The 17562-nt window shown below is 72.5% G+C and carries 16 protein-coding genes; 6 read left to right on the forward strand and 10 right to left on the reverse strand.

The window, feature by feature from the left end; all coding sequences use genetic code 11:
* Positions 1-13 precede the first annotated feature (13 nt).
* The 3 genes from ACQY0Z_RS14055 to ACQY0Z_RS14065 all read right to left on the reverse strand — a co-directional run bounded on the left by ACQY0Z_RS14055 (position 14) and on the right by ACQY0Z_RS14065 (position 3242).
* Positions 14-1174, reverse strand: coding sequence for a serine hydrolase domain-containing protein (locus ACQY0Z_RS14055; RefSeq protein WP_439812359.1), 1161 nt, complete (start codon positions 1172-1174; stop codon positions 14-16).
* A gap of 213 nt (positions 1175-1387) precedes the next feature.
* On the reverse strand, positions 1388-1519 hold the full coding sequence (locus ACQY0Z_RS14060; protein ID WP_347226300.1) for a putative transporter small subunit: 132 nt from the start codon (positions 1517-1519) through the stop codon (positions 1388-1390).
* A 16-nt stretch (positions 1520-1535) separates the two neighbouring features.
* Complete coding sequence (locus ACQY0Z_RS14065; RefSeq protein ID WP_439812360.1) at positions 1536-3242, reverse strand: sodium:solute symporter family protein; 1707 nt, start codon at positions 3240-3242, stop codon at positions 1536-1538.
* Between the two features lie 329 nt (positions 3243-3571).
* Between ACQY0Z_RS14065 and ACQY0Z_RS14070 the strand changes: the two genes are divergently transcribed.
* Complete coding sequence (locus tag ACQY0Z_RS14070) at positions 3572-4216, forward strand: PhzF family phenazine biosynthesis protein (RefSeq protein ID WP_189896572.1); 645 nt, start codon at positions 3572-3574, stop codon at positions 4214-4216.
* Positions 4217-4332: 116 nt separating this feature from the next.
* Here the strand turns inward: ACQY0Z_RS14070 and ACQY0Z_RS14075 are convergent, their stop codons facing one another.
* Together ACQY0Z_RS14075 and map are read right to left on the reverse strand one after the other, a co-directional pair.
* Entirely contained in the window at positions 4333-4980 is a 648-nt protein-coding gene (locus tag ACQY0Z_RS14075) for a heme oxygenase (biliverdin-producing) (RefSeq protein ID WP_189896574.1), read from the reverse strand.
* Between the two features lie 184 nt (positions 4981-5164).
* Positions 5165-6022 (reverse strand): type I methionyl aminopeptidase, encoded by an 858-nt coding sequence (map, locus tag ACQY0Z_RS14080; protein WP_189896576.1) that lies wholly within the window; start codon positions 6020-6022, stop codon positions 5165-5167.
* A 58-nt stretch (positions 6023-6080) separates the two neighbouring features.
* Between map and ACQY0Z_RS14085 the strand changes: the two genes are divergently transcribed.
* Positions 6081-6308, forward strand: coding sequence for a hypothetical protein (locus ACQY0Z_RS14085; RefSeq protein ID WP_189896578.1), 228 nt, complete (start codon positions 6081-6083; stop codon positions 6306-6308).
* Positions 6309-6317: 9 nt separating this feature from the next.
* On the opposite strand, the gene ACQY0Z_RS14090 is transcribed toward ACQY0Z_RS14085, so the two are convergent.
* Positions 6318-6920, reverse strand: a complete 603-nt coding sequence (locus ACQY0Z_RS14090) for a hypothetical protein (RefSeq protein ID WP_189896580.1) — start codon at positions 6918-6920, stop codon at positions 6318-6320.
* A gap of 154 nt (positions 6921-7074) precedes the next feature.
* Here ACQY0Z_RS14090 and npdG point away from each other — a divergent pair, with 154 nt between their 5' ends.
* Both npdG and ACQY0Z_RS14100 read left to right on the forward strand, forming a co-directional pair.
* On the forward strand, positions 7075-7791 hold the full coding sequence (npdG, locus tag ACQY0Z_RS14095; protein ID WP_189896581.1) for an NADPH-dependent F420 reductase: 717 nt from the start codon (positions 7075-7077) through the stop codon (positions 7789-7791).
* 54 nt (positions 7792-7845) lie between these two features.
* Complete coding sequence (locus ACQY0Z_RS14100) at positions 7846-8037, forward strand: hypothetical protein (RefSeq protein WP_189896583.1); 192 nt, start codon at positions 7846-7848, stop codon at positions 8035-8037.
* 468 nt (positions 8038-8505) lie between these two features.
* On the opposite strand, the gene ACQY0Z_RS14105 is transcribed toward ACQY0Z_RS14100, so the two are convergent.
* Positions 8506-9300 carry a site-2 protease family protein gene (locus ACQY0Z_RS14105; protein ID WP_254586562.1) on the reverse strand — a complete coding sequence of 265 codons (795 nt, stop codon included), beginning with the start codon at positions 9298-9300 and terminating at the stop codon, positions 8506-8508.
* Between the two features lie 155 nt (positions 9301-9455).
* Between ACQY0Z_RS14105 and ACQY0Z_RS14110 the strand changes: the two genes are divergently transcribed.
* A complete protein-coding gene (locus tag ACQY0Z_RS14110) occupies positions 9456-12737 on the forward strand; it encodes a BTAD domain-containing putative transcriptional regulator (RefSeq protein ID WP_439812361.1) in 3282 nt (1093 codons plus the stop codon).
* 2 nt (positions 12738-12739) lie between these two features.
* Here the strand turns inward: ACQY0Z_RS14110 and ACQY0Z_RS14115 are convergent, their stop codons facing one another.
* The 3 genes from ACQY0Z_RS14115 to panB all read right to left on the reverse strand — a co-directional run bounded on the left by ACQY0Z_RS14115 (position 12740) and on the right by panB (position 15675).
* Complete coding sequence (locus ACQY0Z_RS14115; protein WP_189896588.1) at positions 12740-13564, reverse strand: ABC transporter permease; 825 nt, start codon at positions 13562-13564, stop codon at positions 12740-12742.
* Positions 13561-14589, reverse strand: coding sequence for an ATP-binding cassette domain-containing protein (locus ACQY0Z_RS14120; protein ID WP_189896590.1), 1029 nt, complete (start codon positions 14587-14589; stop codon positions 13561-13563). Before ACQY0Z_RS14120 ends, ACQY0Z_RS14115 begins: the two co-directional genes overlap by 4 nt.
* Before the next feature lie 210 nt (positions 14590-14799).
* Positions 14800-15675 (reverse strand): 3-methyl-2-oxobutanoate hydroxymethyltransferase, encoded by an 876-nt coding sequence (panB, locus tag ACQY0Z_RS14125; protein ID WP_189896592.1) that lies wholly within the window; start codon positions 15673-15675, stop codon positions 14800-14802.
* 226 nt (positions 15676-15901) lie between these two features.
* On the opposite strand from panB, the gene ACQY0Z_RS14130 reads away from it, so the two are divergent.
* Positions 15902-17503: an MFS transporter gene (locus tag ACQY0Z_RS14130; protein ID WP_439812362.1), complete on the forward strand. Its 1602-nt coding sequence runs from the start codon at positions 15902-15904 to the stop codon at positions 17501-17503.
* Positions 17504-17562: the final 59 nt, after the last annotated feature.

Below are 17562 nucleotides of genomic sequence, written 5' to 3' on the forward strand. Positions count from 1 at the left end.
CTCCGCGTACGTCTCAGCCGGCGAAGGCCGGCAGGGCGAACCGCTGCACCAGCGGGAAGGCGTCGTCGCGGGCGCTCTCGGCGTTCACCGAGTAGACCACCGTGCGGGACAGGTCCCGGGTGGCGCCCAGCACCGTGTGGTAGCCGGGCCGGGAGCCGGTCTTGCCCCAGATCTCCCGGCCGTCGACCACGAACCGCTGGAGCGCCATCCCGTAGGTGGCGCCGTCGACGTCCGGCACGGTGAGCATCTGGTCCAGCAGCGGGCGGGGCACGAGCTTCCCGCCGAACAGGCCGAACACCAGGCGCTCCAGGTCGGCGGTGGTGGAGATCATGTCCCCCGCGGCCCAGCGGTCGGACATGTTCCACTCGGTGACGTCGGTGGTACGGCCGCCGATGTCGGCGTAGGCGCGGTTGTGCGGGCCGTGGATGCGGGGGTCGGGGCCGCCGGGGAAGCCGGTGTGCCGCATACGGAGGGGGCGGAAGACCCGTACGGCGGTCTGGTGTTCGTAACTGTCGCCGGTCACCGCCTCGATCAGCATGCCGAGCACCGTGTAGTGGATGTTCCCGTACACCTGCCGCTCGCCCGGGGTGTGGGCGGGACCCTGGGCGACGGACGCGGCCACCACCTCCTCGGGGGTGAGCGTCTCGAAGCGGTGCGGGTACATCTCCTCGGTCGTGGAGCCGAGGTTCGCGCCGGGGCGCAGTCCGCTGGTGTAGGTGAGCAGCTGGCGCACGGTCGGGGGCTCGGTGAAGGACGGTGGGAGCAGGTCCGGCAGATAGCGGCTGACGGGAGCGTCGAGCGCGACGCGCTTCTCCCCGACGAGCTGGAGCACGACCGCCGCGGTCACCACCTTGGTCGTGGAGCCGGCCCGGAACCGGGCGTGCGGCAGCGCGGCCGCCCCCGTGCGCAGGTCCCGGACGCCCGCGCTGCCCGCCCAACTGCCCCTGCCGCCGACACGGATCAGCGCCGCGGAGACGTCCCCGTCGGGAACCTCGGCGAGCGCCCGCTCCAGCGCGGTCGCGTCGAATCCGTCAGCTCGCGAAGCGGGAACGGCGGGGGAGGACTGCGCGGGCTGGGCGGCGGCCGTCCCGGCGAGGGGGACGAGCAGCAGGGACGAGGCCAGCAGGGCGGACACGGCCGTGGCGCGGGCACGGGCGGTGGGACGTGCGGTCATGGAAGGGCTCCGATCGCGGCGGTGGGTGCTGCGGACGGGAACCATCCTGGTGATCAAGGCCGGCCGCCGGATCGTACGCGCTGACGAGGCCGCCCCTGACACGCCCCTCATCAACTCGTTCGCCGCGTAGGGGACTTCCTGGGGGCGCGACCCCGAGACGGCCCGTGGGGAGAAGGGACGTCCCTTCTCCCCACGGCACGTCGGTGCGGTGCGTCAGATCAGGTCCTCGCCCTTGCGGCGGGCCTCCGCCCACTCGCGGAAGAAGCCGCGGCCGATGACGAACAGCACGAGGGCCACGAGCACGGGCCATATCAGGACGTACGCGGTGAGCGCTGCGGTGGACACGGTGCCTCCTCGGGGGTCACGGGGTGGTGGTGCCGGCGGGCTCCGGGGCCTCCGGGGTGTCCGGGGCCGGGCTCTCCGCGGCCCGCGGACCCTGGTCGAAGTCGCCGGTGCGGCGGGCGACGAGGGAGAAGTCGAAGCCCTCACTGCGGCGCACGCTCAACGCCCAGCAGACGACGGTGGACACCGAGTAGGCCACCAGCGAGCCGCACAGGGTGGCGTACTCGTGCAGCGAACCCAGGGAGAACGGCGCCGACACCACGACCGCCGCCACGCCCACCGCCTTCGCCGCGCGGGCGCCGAAGAAGCCGAACACCATCAGGCCGAGCACGACGCCGATGCCGAGCACCGACAGCACGTCCACGACGATGCCGAAGACGCCGTCCACGGGGATCCAGGAGAAGCGCACCGGCAGGAACACCGCGAGCGCGGCGAGCACCGAGGTGGTGAACGCCCTCCCGCTGACCTTGTCCCAGTAGAAGCTGGAGAGCACCGGGAAGACCAGGGCGCCCCACAACGCGCCCACGAACACCAGCAGATCGAGGATGTTCAGCCGCAGACTGGCGAACGCCACGGCCGCAGCGGTCGCCACCACCATGGTGATGCGGCCGACCAGCAGCATCGTGCGCGGGTTCGCCTTCTCCTTGCCGGCCACGTTCTGGCCGTAGACGTCGGCCATCATGATCGAGGAGAGGGCGGCGAGGTCGGAGTCGGCGGTGGAGGAGAGCGCACCGACGATCATGATGAAGAACAACGCCAGCAGCACGGGCGGCAGATACTCGGCGGCCAGCCCCGGCACGATGTTGTTGACGTCGCCGCCGGTGGGCTCGTACCCGAGGTACAGGGCGAGCACGCCCAGCATGCCGACGCCGATGACCATCGCGCCGTAGCCGACGGTCGCGGTGACGAAGGTCGGCTTGATCAGGTCCTGCTTCACCGCGAACAGCCGCTGCGCGACGGTCTGGTTGCCGATCGCGTAGGCGAGCACGGCCGCGATGTACGGGGCGCCCTGCTCCATGAACGCGGTGCTGGAGAAGAAGTCGCCCTGCTCCGGGGTCAGCCGGCCGGCGCCGGTCTCGAAGGCGGCAGGGAAGTCCGCCGCGAAGAAGATGAACGGCACGATGACGGCGACCGCGCCGAGCATCGCGACGACCTGCACGAAGTCGGTGAGCACGGACGCGCGGAAGCCGGACCACAGGGTGTAGAGCAGCACGCCCGCCGCGACGGCGAAGACGCCCTGGGTGAAGGTGAACGGCGACAGCATGGAGATCAGCACACCGCCGGCGATGAAGTTCGACATCAGGCTGATGAGGCTGCCCACGATGTTCGAACCGGCGAGCATGAGCTGGCTGGAGCGGCCGTGCCGGGCGTACATGACCTCGGCGAGGGTGTGCGCCTTCGGGGCCACCTCACGGATCCGCTTGCCGAAGGGGTAGATGAAGAAAATCATCAGCGCACCCCACAGCCCGTAGTGGATCGGGCCGGAGATGCCGTAGGTGTACCCCGAGGTCGCGGAGGCGTACATCGAGGACGCCCAGATCCAGGTCGCCGTCATGCTGGCGGCGGAGATGCCGAAGCCGATGTTGTTGCCGGCGGTCATGTAACCGTCGGCGTTCTCTTCCTTCTTGCCGATACGGGCCGAGATCAGGAAGGTCCCTCCGTAGAACAGGACCAGCAGACCCACGACCACGAGTGCGCTGAAGCGGGCCGTCTCCAGTCCCTCCACACGCGCCACCTCCTCATGGCTGACCGGGTGCGTTCACACAAAGGCGGGCTGTTTGAGCCCGCAAACGTGCGGCACCGTAACAGCCGGTTTCCGTGAGGAGGGTGGAACGACGGCCTGGCGGGAGCGGTGCCCGTGACCTGGAAGTTCTCTCAATTCGTACAAGTCCTGGACATGTCCGAAGGGGTCTTTGCCGTGAACATGGGCCTTCACCCCGACTCTTCCGGCTCATTCGTTTGCGCGTCGCATCAGCGAAGTTGATCAGTTCGTTACGGCAACGAGATCCATGGCCACCGGTCCTGAGACCCCGTCCGCGGTGCTTGAATGCCCCCGTGACTGCTTACGACGTGCTGCGTGTCTTCTGCGGCCCACGCGGCGGATACGGCAACGAGCTGGGCGTCGTCCGGGACGGCTCGGTGCTGCCCGGGCCGGACGAGCGCCAGGAGTTCGCCGCCAAACTCGGCTTCAGTGAGACCGTGTTCGTCGACGACCCCGAGCGCGGGGTGATCGACATCTACACCCCCACCACCCGCCTGCCCTTCGCGGGCCACCCCTGCGTCGGCGCCGCCTGGCTGCTCGACGTGCCCGAACTCGTCACGCCCGCCGGCGTCGTGGGCGCCCGGCAGGACGGGGAGTTCTGCTGGATCGAGGCCCGCGCGGAGTGGGTGCCGCCGCGCACCCTGCGCCGGTACGCCACCGCCGCCGAGGTGGACGAGCTGCCCGTGCCCCCGAAGGGCGAGTGGATCTACGCCTGGGCCTGGCTGGACGAGCCCGCCGGGCGGATCCGGGCCCGCGCCTTTCCCGGCCGGGACGACGGCATCGACGAGGACGAGGCCACCGGCGCCGCGGCGCTGCTGCTCACCGACCGGCTGGGCCGCGCCCTGAACATCACCCAGGGCACCGGCTCACAGATCCTCACAGCGCCCCAGCCGGGAGGCTGGACGGAGGTCGGCGGCCGGGTCTACCTGGAGCGCTGACCGGCACGGCGAACGGGTGGCGCCGTCCAGGGCGCCGCCCGTACGCACGGCTAGCTCACCGTGCCGGAGGCCGGATCCGGCATCGGCGTCGGGCGCCGCCCGTACGCACGGCAAGCTCACGCCGACAGCGGGAACTCCTCGCCCAGCGCGCGGAACACGTCCGAGTTCAGCGAGAACGCCCGCTTGCACTCCGCCACGATCCGCTGCTTCTCCAGGTCGTCCACCGCCACCGCGTCCAGCAGCGCGCGGTACTCCCGCTTGAACGCGGCCGGGTTGGAGATCCCCTCGAAGACGTAGAAGCGGACCCCGTCGCCCTTCCTCGCGAATCCCCAGGTGCGCTCCGCCTTGTCGCGGATGATCTGGCCGCCCGAGAGGTCGCCCAGGTAGCGGGTGTAGTGGTGCGCGATGTACCCCGCCGGCCACTCCCGGGCCACCGTGGCCACGCGGTCCGCGTAGGCCCGCGTCGCGGGCAGGGCGGTGAGGGTCGCGCGCCAGTCCGGGCCGCGCAGATGCTCCAGGTCCCGCTCCAGGGCGGCGAGCCGGAACAGCTCCGGGCGGACGAACGGGCCCGCCACCCGGTCCGACGCCAGGGCCTGCGCGCCGGACTCCAGTGCCTCGTACACGAACCACAGCTGCTCGGTGTAGCGCGCGTAGGCGTCCACGCCCAGCCGTCCGCCCAGCAGATCGGTCATGAAGGTCGAGGTCTCCGCCTCCACGTGCTGCTCGTGGGAGGCGGTGCGGATCAGGGTCGAGAAGGAGTCCATGGGCCGATCTTCTATGGTTAGGCTTACCTAAGTCAATGCCTTGCCGACAATGTGTCGGGAACTTCCCCCGTCCGGGTGCCCGGCACACAGCCTGGGCGAACAGCGGGAGACACGGGAAAAGCGGAGGGCCCGCGCTCCCGGAGGAGGCGGGCCCTCGAAGGTGCCGGCGCGGACGCGCCGGGCGTCACGGCAGGGTCAGGATGTCCGCCCCGGTGTCCGTGACCACCAGCGTGTGCTCGAACTGCGCCGTGCGCTTGCGGTCCTTCGTCACGACCGTCCAGCCGTCGTCCCACATGTCGTACTCGTGGGTGCCCAGCGTCAGCATCGGCTCGATGGTGAAGGTCATCCCCGGCTGCATCACCGTCGTCGCGTGCGGACTGTCGTAGTGCGGGATGATCAGGCCCGAGTGGAACGACGAGTTGATGCCGTGACCGGTGAAGTCACGCACCACCCCGTAGCCGAACCGCTTGGCGTACGACTCGATCACCCGGCCGATGATGTTGATCTGGCGGCCCGGCTTCACCGCCTTGATCGCGCGGTTCAGCGCCTCACGGGTGCGCTCCACCAGCAGGCGGCTCTCCTCGTCGACGTCGCCGACCAGGTACGTCGCGTTGTTGTCGCCGTGCACCCCGCCGATGTACGCGGTCACGTCCAGGTTGACGATGTCGCCGTCGCGCAGCACCGTCGAGTCCGGGATGCCGTGGCAGATGACCTCGTTGATGCTGGTGCACAGCGACTTGGGGAAGCCGCGGTAGCCGAGCGTCGACGGGTAGGCGCCGTGGTCGCACATGTACTCGTGCGCCACCTTGTCCAGCTCGTCCGTCGTCACGCCGGGCGCGATGAGCTTCGCGGCCTCCTCCATCGCGCGCGCCGCGATCCGGCCCGCGCGCCGCATCGCCTCGATCGTCTCGGGCGTCTGCACCTCCGGCCCGGTGTACGGGGTCGGCGCGGGCTTGCCGACGTACTCGGGACGGCGGATGTTCCCGGGCACGGTGCGGATGGGGGAGAGCTTCCCCGGTACGAGGAGTGACTGGCCAGACATGCCGCGAGTCTAATTCAGCGTCGATGGGGGACCATCTTCCGTGGCGAGAGGAGCCGTCATGCCCCTGTTCAAGAAGCGCACGGCCGGCAAACCCGGCGAGTGGTACTACTGCCTGGAGCACAAGAAGGTCGAGGAAGGGCCCGAGTGCCCTGCCAAGGACCGCTTCGGCCCGTACGCGACCCGCACCGAGGCGGAGCACGCGATGGAGAAGGCCCGCGAGCGCAATCTCCAGTGGGAGAACGACCCCGCGTGGCACGACGCGCCGAAGGGCGGCGACGAGGACTGAGCCGCCGCGTCACCAGCGGGTCGGCGGCGGGGCGGTGAGCAGGTCGGCCAGCCGGGACAGCCGGTCCCGGAAACGGCGGCGGCCCCGGCGGGCGGGCAGCGCGTTCTCCCCGGCCGCCGCGCTCACCAGGTGCTGCACGGTGTCCAGGTCCAGCTCGGAGCCGTCCGGGACGGGCAGCACCTCGTGCGCCAGCGCCGGCAGCTCGCCCGCCTCCGGACCCAGCGACAGCAGCGTCGCCCCGGCGCGGCGGGCGTCCGACACCCGCTCCAGCAGCGCCGCGGGTGGCTCGCCGGGCGCCACCACCAGCAGCGTCTCGCCCCGCCGCGCCGCCTCCAGCCGGCCCAGGCCCACCGCCAGGTGCGCCGGGTCCGTGGGGCGCGCGTCGTGCCGCACCAGCGTCGGCGCCAGCTCCGGGGTGCCCGACCAGGCCGCCTCGTCCACCAGGTGCGCCGCCAGGTGCCATGGCTCGTACTCCGGCGTGCCCACCAGCAGCAGGCCGCCGCCGTGCGACACCACCGACCCGCGCAGCGTCCCCGCGAAGTGCCGGGTCGCCCCCAGCCACTCCGTCCCCGCGAGCACTTCCCTCAGCAGCGCCACCCGTACGGCATCCATGCCGCCGCATCCTGCCCCCAACGGCGCGCCCGTGTCCCGGTGTTCGGGGAGGGTTCGCCCGACCCGGGGACACGGGGCGAACACCGGCGGTGTGCCGCGTGACGGGCCTCACGCCCAGCCTCTGCGAGGACGTCCGCGGCCGTAGAGTCGGCCCATGACCTCTACCGACAGCGCACAGCAGCCCCCGAAGAAGGCTCCGGCCAAGGACCCCTGGGACCTGCCCGACGTCTCCGGTCTCGTCGTCGGCGTGCTCGGCGGCACCGGACCGCAGGGCAAGGGCCTCGCCTACCGGCTCGCCAAGGCCGGCCAGAAGGTGATCATCGGCTCCCGCGCGGCCGAGCGGGCCCAGGCCGCGGCCGAGGAGCTCGGGTACGGCATCGAGGGCGCCGACAACGCCGAGACCGCGCGGCGCAGCGACGTCGTCATCGTCGCCGTCCCCTGGGACGGGCACGGCAAGACCCTCGAGTCCCTCCGTGAGGAACTGGCCGGCAAGCTCGTCGTCGACTGCGTCAACCCGCTCGGCTTCGACAAGCAGGGCGCCTACGCGCTGAAGCCGGAGGAGGGCAGCGCCGCGCAGCAGGCGGCCGCCCTGCTGCCGGACTCGCGGGTCACCGCCGCCTTCCACCACCTGTCGGCGGTGCTGCTCCAGGACCCCGAGATCGACGAGATCGACACCGACGTGATGGTCCTCGGCGAGGTCCGCGCCGACGTGGAGATCGTCCAGGCGCTGGCCGGGCGCATCCCCGGCATGCGGGGCATCTTCGCGGGGCGGCTGCGCAACGCCCACCAGGTGGAGTCGCTGGTCGCCAACCTGATCTCCGTCAACCGCCGCTACAAGGCGCACGCCGGGCTCCGCGTCACGGACGTATGAGGCGATGGGGGACACTGGAGCGGAAGCAGTGTCCCCCGACAGGAGCCCCCCGCCATGCCCCGCCTCGCCGTCTACGCCCTCGCCGTATGCCTCCTCGCCGTCGTGGCGGCCGTCGTGTCCTTCGTGCAGGGCAGCGTGCTGATCGGTGTGGTGTGGATTCTCCTGGCGGGCCTGTCGTCGAACATGACGTGGTACTACGTCCGCCGTGGCCGGGCGTCCCGGGAGGACACCCCGGCGACGAACTGACCCCGCGGGGGTCAGCGCCCTCCACGTCCCGGCGGGACGCCTCTGCTGCTCAGTCACGCGAGCTGCGTGAGCTACGGGCAGCTCTCCGGCGTCGCTGCGGCTGCCCCGTCGAGCGGCCGGCGAGTCCGCCAAGCTGCGGGCAGTCGTGCCGCCGGGGCGGCACGGGTGGGCGCAGCGGCCTCATCCCGTCAGCGGCCCGAGCGTGCCCACCGCGGACAGGGGCCGGACTGCACCGCGTCGTCCTCGGGTGCGCTCGGAGGTTACATCGGTATGAAGCAGGAGGAGCGCGGCGACTTCAGTCTCGGTCTGGGTGAGAGCAAGGCCTCGAAGCTGCTTTTCCAGCATTTCATCAAGAGGGTTGAAATCATTGAATGAGTCAGGGCCCGCCCATTGATGTCCGCCGGGCACGGGACCGGTACGGGCCGCCGGCCGGAACCCGCCGGGCGATGACCGCCGTTGTCGGGACGCCTAGACCGCGCAGTACCCGTCCGCCCCCTGCCAGAAGCGGAACAGGTCGAAGCCGCAGTAGGTCTCCAGTTCCTCGATGCCCAAGAAGCCCAGCAAGCCGTCGACCATGGCGAAGAAGACGCCGTTGACGGACGGCACCCACAGCAGGGCGAACACGAACAGCAGGCCGAACGGGGCGAACGGTTCCACCTGGCGCCGCACCCCGTGCGAGAGCCACGGTTCGATCACGCCGTAGCCGTCCAGCCCCGGCACCGGCAGGAAGTTCAGGATCGCCGCCGTCACCTGCAGCAGCGCGAGGAACGCCAGCGCGTACCGGAACGCCGGCGGCACGCCGTCCAGGGCGTCCAGCCAGAACGGCGCCGTGCACACCACCGCGAACAGCACGTTCGTCAGCGGCCCCGCCGCCGAGATCAGGCTGTGCCGCCACCGCCCCCGGATCCGCCCGCGCTCGATGAACACCGCCCCGCCCGGCAGACCGATGCCCCCCATGATCACGAACAGCACGGGCAGCACAATGCTCAGCAGCGCGTGCGTGTACTTCATCGGGTTCAGCGTGAGATACCCCTTCGCGCCGACCGAGATGTCCCCGCCGTGCAGGGCGGTCCGCGCGTGCGCGTACTCGTGCAGGCACAGGGAGACGATCCACGCGGACGTCACGAACAGGAAGACCGCCGGCCCCGGCACGGCCGCGAACCCCGTCCAGGTGGCCCAGCCGGTGACGGCCGAGACGGCCAGGATGCCCAGGAAGACGGGACTGACCCTCCGGTCGCTGGGACGGGTGGCGGCGGTGGTCATGGGACTCCCTGTGGAGAGAAGGGCGCGCGGGCCCGCCCGACCGTACCCGGGACCCGCCACGCCCGGAAAACGCTTCGCGCGGCCACCTGGTTCCGTGCAAGGTGAGGTCGCCCCTGCCCCGCCCCCGCCCTGGACCCCGGCCGGCACCGGAGAGAATGGACCCCGTGCGCTACCGCATTCTCGGCACCACCCAGGCAGTCCGCCCCGACGGCACCGTCGTCCCCGTGGGCGGCGCACGGCTGCGCGCCCTGCTGACCGTGCTCGCCCTGCGGGCCGGCCGCACCGTGCCGGTCGGCCTGCTGGTGGACGAGGTCTGGGACGGCGACCCGCCCGCCGACGCCACCGGCGCGGTGCAGGCCCTGGTGGGACGGCTGCGCCGGACGCTGGGCGCGGACGCGGTCGCCTCCGCCGACGGGGGCTACCGCCTCACCGCCGCCCCCGACGACGTCGACCTGCACCGCTTCGAGCGGCTGGCCGGCGAGGGCCTGCGCGCCCTGGCCGACGGCGACCCCGCCAAGGCGGCCACCGTGCTCGACGACGCCCTGACCCTGTGGCGCGGCGGCCCCGCGCTGCCCGGGCTGCCCGACCGCACCGCCGAGGCGGCTCGCGTGGAGACCCGCCACCTGGACGCCGTGCGGGCCCGCCACACCGCCGCCCTGGCCCTCGGCGAGGCCGAGCAGTCCCTCCCCGAACTGACCGCCCTCTGCGACAGCCACCCCCTGGACGAACCGCTCCAGGCGCTGCGGCTGCGCGCCCTGCGCGACACCGGCCGCACCGCCGAGGCGCTCGCCGCCTACGAGGAGGTGCGCCGGCTCCTCGCCGACCGCCTCGGCTCCGACCCCGGCGCGGAACTGCGCGCCCTGCACGCGGAGTTGCTCAACCCCGAAGAGCGGCGGAGGCCTGAACCGCCCGCGCACGGCCCCGCCCCCGGCAACCTCCGCGCCCGCCTGACCTCCTTCGTCGGCCGCGAGGCGGACATCGAGACGATCCGCGCCGACCTGTCGGCCGCCCGCCTGGTGACGCTCCTCGGCCCGGGCGGGGCGGGCAAGACCCGGTTGTCGCAGGAGGCCGCCGAGACCGTACGGGCCGCCCACCCCGACGGCGTGTGGCTCGCCGAACTCGCCCCGGTCGACGACCCCGAGGCCGTGCCGGAGGCGGTCCTCACCGCCGTGGGCGCCCGCCAGACCGTGCTGTACGGGGCAGGCGCGGAGGGCATGCGGGCCGTGGCCGACCGGCACAGCGCCCCCGTGGACCGGCTCGCCGAGCACTGCGGACCCCGCCGCATGCTGCTGATCCTCGACAACTGCGAGCACGTCGTCGAGGCCGCCGCCCGTCTGGTGGAGACCCTCCTCGAACGCTGCCCCGGCCTCACCGTCCTCGCCACCAGCCGCGAACCCCTGGGCGTACGCGGCGAGTCGCTGCGCCCGGTCGAGCCGCTGCCCGAGCCGGTCGCGCTGCGCCTGCTCGCCGAGCGCGGGGCCGCCGCCCGCCCCGGCTTCCGCACCGGCGACGACCCGGAGGCGTGCGCCGAGATCTGCCGCCGCCTCGACGGTCTGCCCCTCGCCATCGAACTCGCCGCCGCCCGGCTGCGGATGCTCACCCCGCGCCAGATCGCCGACCGGCTCGACGACCGCTTCCGCCTCCTCACCTCCGGCAGCCGCACCGCCCTGCCCCGCCAGCAGACCCTGCGGGCCGTCGTCGACTGGTCCTGGGAGCTGCTCGACGCGGACGAACGTGACGTGCTGTGCCGCCTGTCGGTGTTCGCGGGCGGCTGCGACCTCACCGCCGCCGAGGCCGTGTGCGGCCCCGCCGCCCTGGACGCGCTCGGCTCCCTCGTCGACAAGTCCCTGGTGGCGGCCGCCCCGTCGGGCGACGGCGGCATGCGCTACCGGCTGCTCGAGACCGTCGCCGAGTACGCGGGCGAACGCCTCGACGAGACCGGCTCACGCGACGACGCCGAACGCGCCCATCTGACGTACTACCGCGAACTCGCCCGCACCACCGAGCCGTTGCTGCGCGGCCCGCGCCAGGTGGAGGGCGTCGCCCGGCTGGAGCGCGAGTACGAGAACGTGCGTACCGCGCTGCGGCACGCCGTCGCCCGGCGCGACGAGCAGGAGGCGCTCTGCATCGTCCTGTCCCTGGTCTGGTACTGGCAGATGCGCGACCTGCGTATCGAGGCCCGCAACTGGTGCCGGGAGGTCATGGCGCTCGCCCCCGACCCGTTCACCGAACCCGTCCGGCCGGCCGCACCGCTGTGGCAGCGCTGCACCGACGCGCCGCCCCCGATGACCGGCGAGGTCCTCGCCGAGGCCCGCCGCGGCGCGCACCTGGCCCATCTCGCCCAGATGGACACCGAGCTGGACGACTGGCAGACCCCGCGGGCCCAGCACCGGCTGCGCCTGGTGTCCGCGACGTACGAGCCGGGACTGCCGCAGGTCTGCCGCCCGCCGGGGCTGCTGTGGACGTTCGCCGTGATGCTCACCGGCGACATGGAGCGGCTGCGCGAGGTGGTGGACGCGGCGATCCGCACCTGCCGGGAGAACCCGGGCTTCGAGTGGGAGCTGGCCTGCAACCTCCAGCTGCGCGCCAACTTCCTCGCCAACCGCAGCGACTGGGCCGGCGACGCCCGCCGCGACGCCGACGAGGCCCTGGAGATCCACCGTCGGCTCGGCGACACCTGGGGCATCGCCGAGGCGCTCTCCGCGCGCGGCGAGGCCCAGGAACGCGCGGGCGCCTACCGGGAGGCCGCCGCCGACTACCGGGCGGCCATCGAGCACGCCGAACGCCTCGGCGCCCGCTCCCACACGGCCGTGCTCACCGCCCGGCTCGGCGGCGCGCTGATCGAGGCGGGCGACACCGAGGAGGGCGAGCGGCTGCTGCGTGAGGTCATCGACTCCACCCGCGGCCGGCACGTCGAGGCGCTGCCCGCCGCCCGCCTCTTCCTGATCGGCTGGCTGTGCGTGAGCGGACGCACGGGGGAGGCCCGTGAGCATCTTCGGGCGCTGCGCGAGGAGTTCCGCCTCGCCCACTACGTGGTCTTCGACGCGTTCATCCTCGGCGCCGAGGCCTGGATCGAGGTGGCCGAGGGCGACGACGAGCGGGCGCTCGTCATCGTCAGGGAGGCGATGCGGCAGGCGAACGACTCGCTGGTCGTCGCCATGGCCCCGCACCTGCGCGCCTCGTACGTCGTCCTGGCCGCCGCCGCCCTCGCGGGACTGGACGGCGGACGGCACGCCCGGGACGCGGCCCGCTGCCTGGGCGCCGCCGACTCCTGGCTGCCCGAGGAACACCGCGCGGGCCTCGTGGAGCGCACCTCCCGCGCCCGCGCCGAGGAGCGGATCCGCCGGCTGCTGGACGAGGCCGCCTTCGAGGCCGCGTACGCCGGGGGCGACGGCCTCTCCCCGGAGGAGGCCGCCGCCCTGTTCGACCCGGCGTGAGATCAGGTCTTCGTACGGAACTTGTGGATGGCGACCGGGGCCATCACCGCCGTCATCCCCACGGACCAGGCGAGCACCATCCACAGGTCGTGGGCGACGGGCCCGCCCACCATCAGCCCGCGGGCGGCGTCGGCCAGCGCGGACAGCGGGTTGTACGCGGTGAAGTTCTGCAGCCAGCCCGGCATCGACTGCGTCGGCGCGAAGATCGACGAACCGAACTGCAGCGGCATCAGCACCAGGAAGCCCATCGCCTGCACGGACTGGGCGTTCTTCATCACCACGCCCAGCGTGAGGAAGACCCACATCAGGGCCGAGCCGAACACCGTGGACAGACCCACGGCGGCGAACAGCCCCGGCCAGTTGGTGACGTCGAACCCGACCAGCACCCCGACGACCAGCAGGATCGCGGTGGCGATCAGCATCCGCACCAGCTCGACGGAGATCTTCGCGAACAGCACCGAGCCGCGTCCGATGGGCAGCGACCGGAAGCGGTCCATGACACCGGTGTTGAAGTCCTGGTTGAACCCGGTGCCCACCCCCTGGGACATGTTCATGCCCATCATGGCCATCAGGCCGGGCACGATGTACTGCACGTACGCCTCCTGCCCGCCGCCCAGGGACTGCCCGATCGAGCCGCCGAAGACGTACACGAACAGCAGGGTGAAGACGACCGGGAAGAGCACGGCGTCGAACATCGACTCGGGGTCCTGCCGGATCCACAGCAGGTTGCGGCGCACCAGCGCCCCGGTGTGACGCAGATGGGCCCGCGGCGAGATCCGCGCGTCCGGGCGGACGCCGGCGGCGGGAGCGGCGGTGGCGGCGCTCATACGGCGACGACCTCCTCGGACGTGTCGGCGGACAGGGCGTCCTGCGGGACACCGGCACGGTGGCCGGTGAGGGACAGGAACACCTCGTCCAGGCTGGGCAGTTCGGTGGTGAGGGAGTTGAGGGTGATCCCGCGCGCGGTGACCGCGCCGACCACGACGGTCAGCTGTTCGTCGCTGAGCACGGGCACCAGCACCGAGCCCCGCTCGGCGTCCACGGTGGTGCCGGCCAGGCCGGTGATCCCCAGCTCGTCGAGCGCGGCGGCGAGCGGACGCAACTGGAGCGGGTCGGCGGGACGGATCCGCAGCGTGCGGCCGCCCACCCGGGCCTTGAGCTCCTCGATGCCACCGCCGGCGATGACCTTGCCGCGGTCCACCACGGTCAGCTCGGAGGCCAGCTGCTCGGCCTCCTCCATGTACTGGGTGGTCAGCAGCACCGTCACCCCCTCCCCGACCAGCCGCTTCACCTCGTCCCACACCTCGTTGCGGGTGCGCGGGTCCAGGCCGGTGGTCGGCTCGTCGAGGAAGAGGACCTCGGGGCGTCCGATCATCGAGGCCGCCAGATCCAGTCGGCGGCGCATGCCGCCGGAGTAGGCGCCCGCCGGGCGCCGGGCGGCCTCGGTGAGGGAGAACCGCTCCAGCAGCTCGTCGGAGCGGCGCCGCGCCTCCTTGCGCGGCAGGTCCAGCAGCCGCCCGATCAGGTACAGGTTCTCCCAGCCGGACAGCTTCTCGTCCACCGAGGCGTACTGCCCGGTCAGCCCGATCACCCGGCGCAGCTGCCGCGGCTGGCGGACCACGTCGTACCCGGCGACGGTGGCGTGTCCCGCGGTCGGGGCGAGCAGCGTGGACAGGATGCGCACCAGCGTGGTCTTGCCGGCCCCGTTCGGGCCGAGCACCCCCCTCACGGTCCCCTCGGCCACGTCCAGGTCGATCCCGTCGAGAGCCCTCGTCTCCCCGTAGTGCTTGACCAGTCCGCGGACGGTCACGGCGCTCTTCGCGCCCCCCGTGCGTTCGTCGTGTCGCGTCATGTCCCCGACGGTCGCAGCGCTCGCCGACAAAGCCCCGACAGACCGCCGACACCCCGCCGACAGACGTCCGGGCAGCGTGTCGGCGGGGTGCTGAGGGGGGTTGTGGAAAGGGCGACGGCCCGCCGACGGGGGAAGATCGGCGGGCCGTCGTGGTGGTGCGACAGTGGCTCACAGGGGCGTACGCGGTGGCTCGCCCCACCCGGGCGCGGGTCAGTGCACGGAATGCTCCTCGGCCGGGAAGGACCCGGCGACCACGTCCTCGGCGAACGCCTTCGCCGCCCCGGCCATCACGTCCCGCAGGTTCGCGTACTGCTTGACGAACTTCGGCACCCGGCCGCCGGTCAGACCGAGCATGTCGGTCCACACCAGCACCTGGGCGTCCGTCTCGGGGCCCGCGCCGATCCCGACCGTCGGGATGTGCAGCGTGCGGGTCACCTCGGCGGCCAGCTCGGCCGGCACCAGCTCCAGGACCACCGCGAACGCGCCCGCGTCCTGCACGGCCTTCGCGTCCCGCAGCAGCTGCTGGGCGGCCTCCTCGCCTCGGCCCTGCACCCGGTAGCCCATGGCGTTCACCGACTGCGGGGTCAGCCCGATGTGGGCCATCACGGGGATGCCGGACTCCACCAGCAGCTCGATCTGCCGGTGCGAGCGCTCCCCGCCCTCCAGCTTCACGGCGCCGACCCCGGCCTCCTTCACCAGCCGGGTCGCCGAGCGCAGCGCCTGCACCGGACCCTCCTGGTAGGAGCCGAACGGCAGGTCGCCGACGATCAGGGCGCGCGAGGTGCCCCGGACGACGGCGGCGGCCAGCATGGTCATCTCGTCGAGGGTGACGGGCACGGTGGTGTCGTACCCGAGGTGGCAGTTGCCCGCGGAGTCGCCGACCAGCATCACCGGGATGCCGGCCTCGTCGAACACGGACGCGGTCATCGCGTCGTACGCGGTGAGCATGGGCCACTTCTCGCCGCGCTCCTTGGCGAGGGCGATGTCCCGGACAGTGATGCGGCGCGAGCCCTTGCCCCCGTACAGCGTCTTGCCGCCGGAGGAGGAACCGGGCGTCCCGGTCTGGGCAGCCGAAAGCTGCGTCATGGATCCGTCTCCCAACACGTCATCTCGAGGCGCCCTGACGGCGTCCCCGGACCACGTCCATGGTGGCACCTCCGCCGGACGAGGGCCAGAGGCACCCCTGTGAACTCCGCCCCGCCGTGCCGCGCTGCTCCGGACGGCCCAACGCGGTGCAATACCGGGGCATGTCTACGGCAAAGCCTTTCCAATACGAGACCGTTCCGTATCGGAAGTCCCTAGGCTGGTCCGCATGACTTCTCCCGCCGCCCCCGCCCGCCGGGTACCGGAGGCCGTCCACCGCCGCCGCTGGGCGATCCTCGGCGTGCTGATGCTGAGCCTGCTGATCGTCGTCCTGGACAACTCGATCCTGAACGTCGCCATCAAGACGATCTCCACGCCCGCCCCCACCGGCCTCGGCGCCACGCAGAGCGAGCTGGAGTGGGCGATCAACTCCTACACCCTCGTCTTCGCGGGCCTGCTGTTCACCGCCGGGCTCCTCGGCGACCGGCTGGGCCGCAAGAAGGTGCTGCTCGGCGGGATGGCGGTGTTCGGCATCGGCTCGGCGCTCGCCGCGTTCTCCGGCACCCCGGCCGAGCTGATCGGCTTCCGCGCGGTGATGGGCCTGGGCGCCGCGTTCGTCATGCCGGCCACGCTGGCGGTGCTGATGAACGTCTTCGAGCGGGACGAGCAGCCCAAGGCCATCGGCATCTGGGCGGGCGGCGTGGGCCTCGCCATCGCCATCGGCCCGATCACCGGCGGGCTGCTCCTGGAGCACTTCTGGTGGGGCTCGGTCTTCCTGGTCAACGTGCCCATCGTGGTCCTCGGCATCGGCCTGATGCTGTGGCTGGTCCCGGACTCCCGGGACCCCGACCCCGGGCGGATCGACCCGCTGGGCGTGGTGCTGTCCGTGGCCGGCCTGGTGCTGCTGGTCTACGGCATCATCAAGGGCGGCCAGCTCGCCGACTTCGGCGACCCCGTGGTGCTGGGCGCCATCGGCGGCGGTCTCGCCGTCCTCACCGTGTTCGTGATCGCCGAGAAGCGCAGCGACCACCCGTCCATCGACATGGACTGCTTCCGCGACAAGGTGTTCTCCGCCGCGATCGGCGCCATCGCCCTTGTTTTCTTCGCCCTGATGGGCGTGACCTTCTTCGCGGTCTTCTACACCCAGAGCGTGCGCGGCTACTCGCCGCTGGAGACCGGCCTGCTGATGCTGCCGCTGGCCGTCGCCCAGATGGTGTTCGCGCCCCGCGCCCGGCTGCTGGTGGACCGCTTCGGCAACAAGGCCACCACCACCGCCGGACTGCTGCTCCTCGCGGGGATGCTGGCGGCGTTCGCCGCGCTGGACGCCGGCACCCCCATCTGGATCCTCGAAGTGATCTTCTTCCTGATGGGCGCGGGCATGGCCCATGTGATGACCCCGGTCAGCGTGGTCATCATGCAGGCGCTGCCCCGCGAGAAGGCCGGCTCCGCGTCCGCGCTCAGCAACACCTTCCGGCAGGTCGGCGGCGCCCTCGGCATCGCGGTCCTCGGCTCGGTGCTGTCCACCGCCTACCGTGGCTCGGTCCGCGACGAACTGGGCGTGCTGCCGCCCGGCGCCCGGCACGCGGCCGGCGAGTCCATCGAGGCCACCCTGGCCGTCGCGGAGCGGCTCGGCCCGCGCGCCGACGCCCTGGTGGCCGCGGCCGACGACGCCTTCCTGCACGCCATGCACGTCACGGCGCTGTGGGGCGCCGGGGTGGCCGTGCTGGGCGCGGTCGTCGTCGCCGTGTTCCTGCCCGGGCGCACCCCGGGCCCCGGCGGCGCGGAGGCGGAGGGGAAGCTGGTGTCCGCCGCGGAGTCCGCCGACGGCTGAACCGGGGCGCCGCACCCGCGCCCACCGGGGAGAATCGTCGTCCCCGCCCACCGAAAGGA

The organism is Streptomyces sp. P9-2, assembly GCF_051903975.1.
In the GTDB taxonomy this organism is placed as follows: domain Bacteria; phylum Actinomycetota; class Actinomycetes; order Streptomycetales; family Streptomycetaceae; genus Streptomyces; species Streptomyces cellulosae.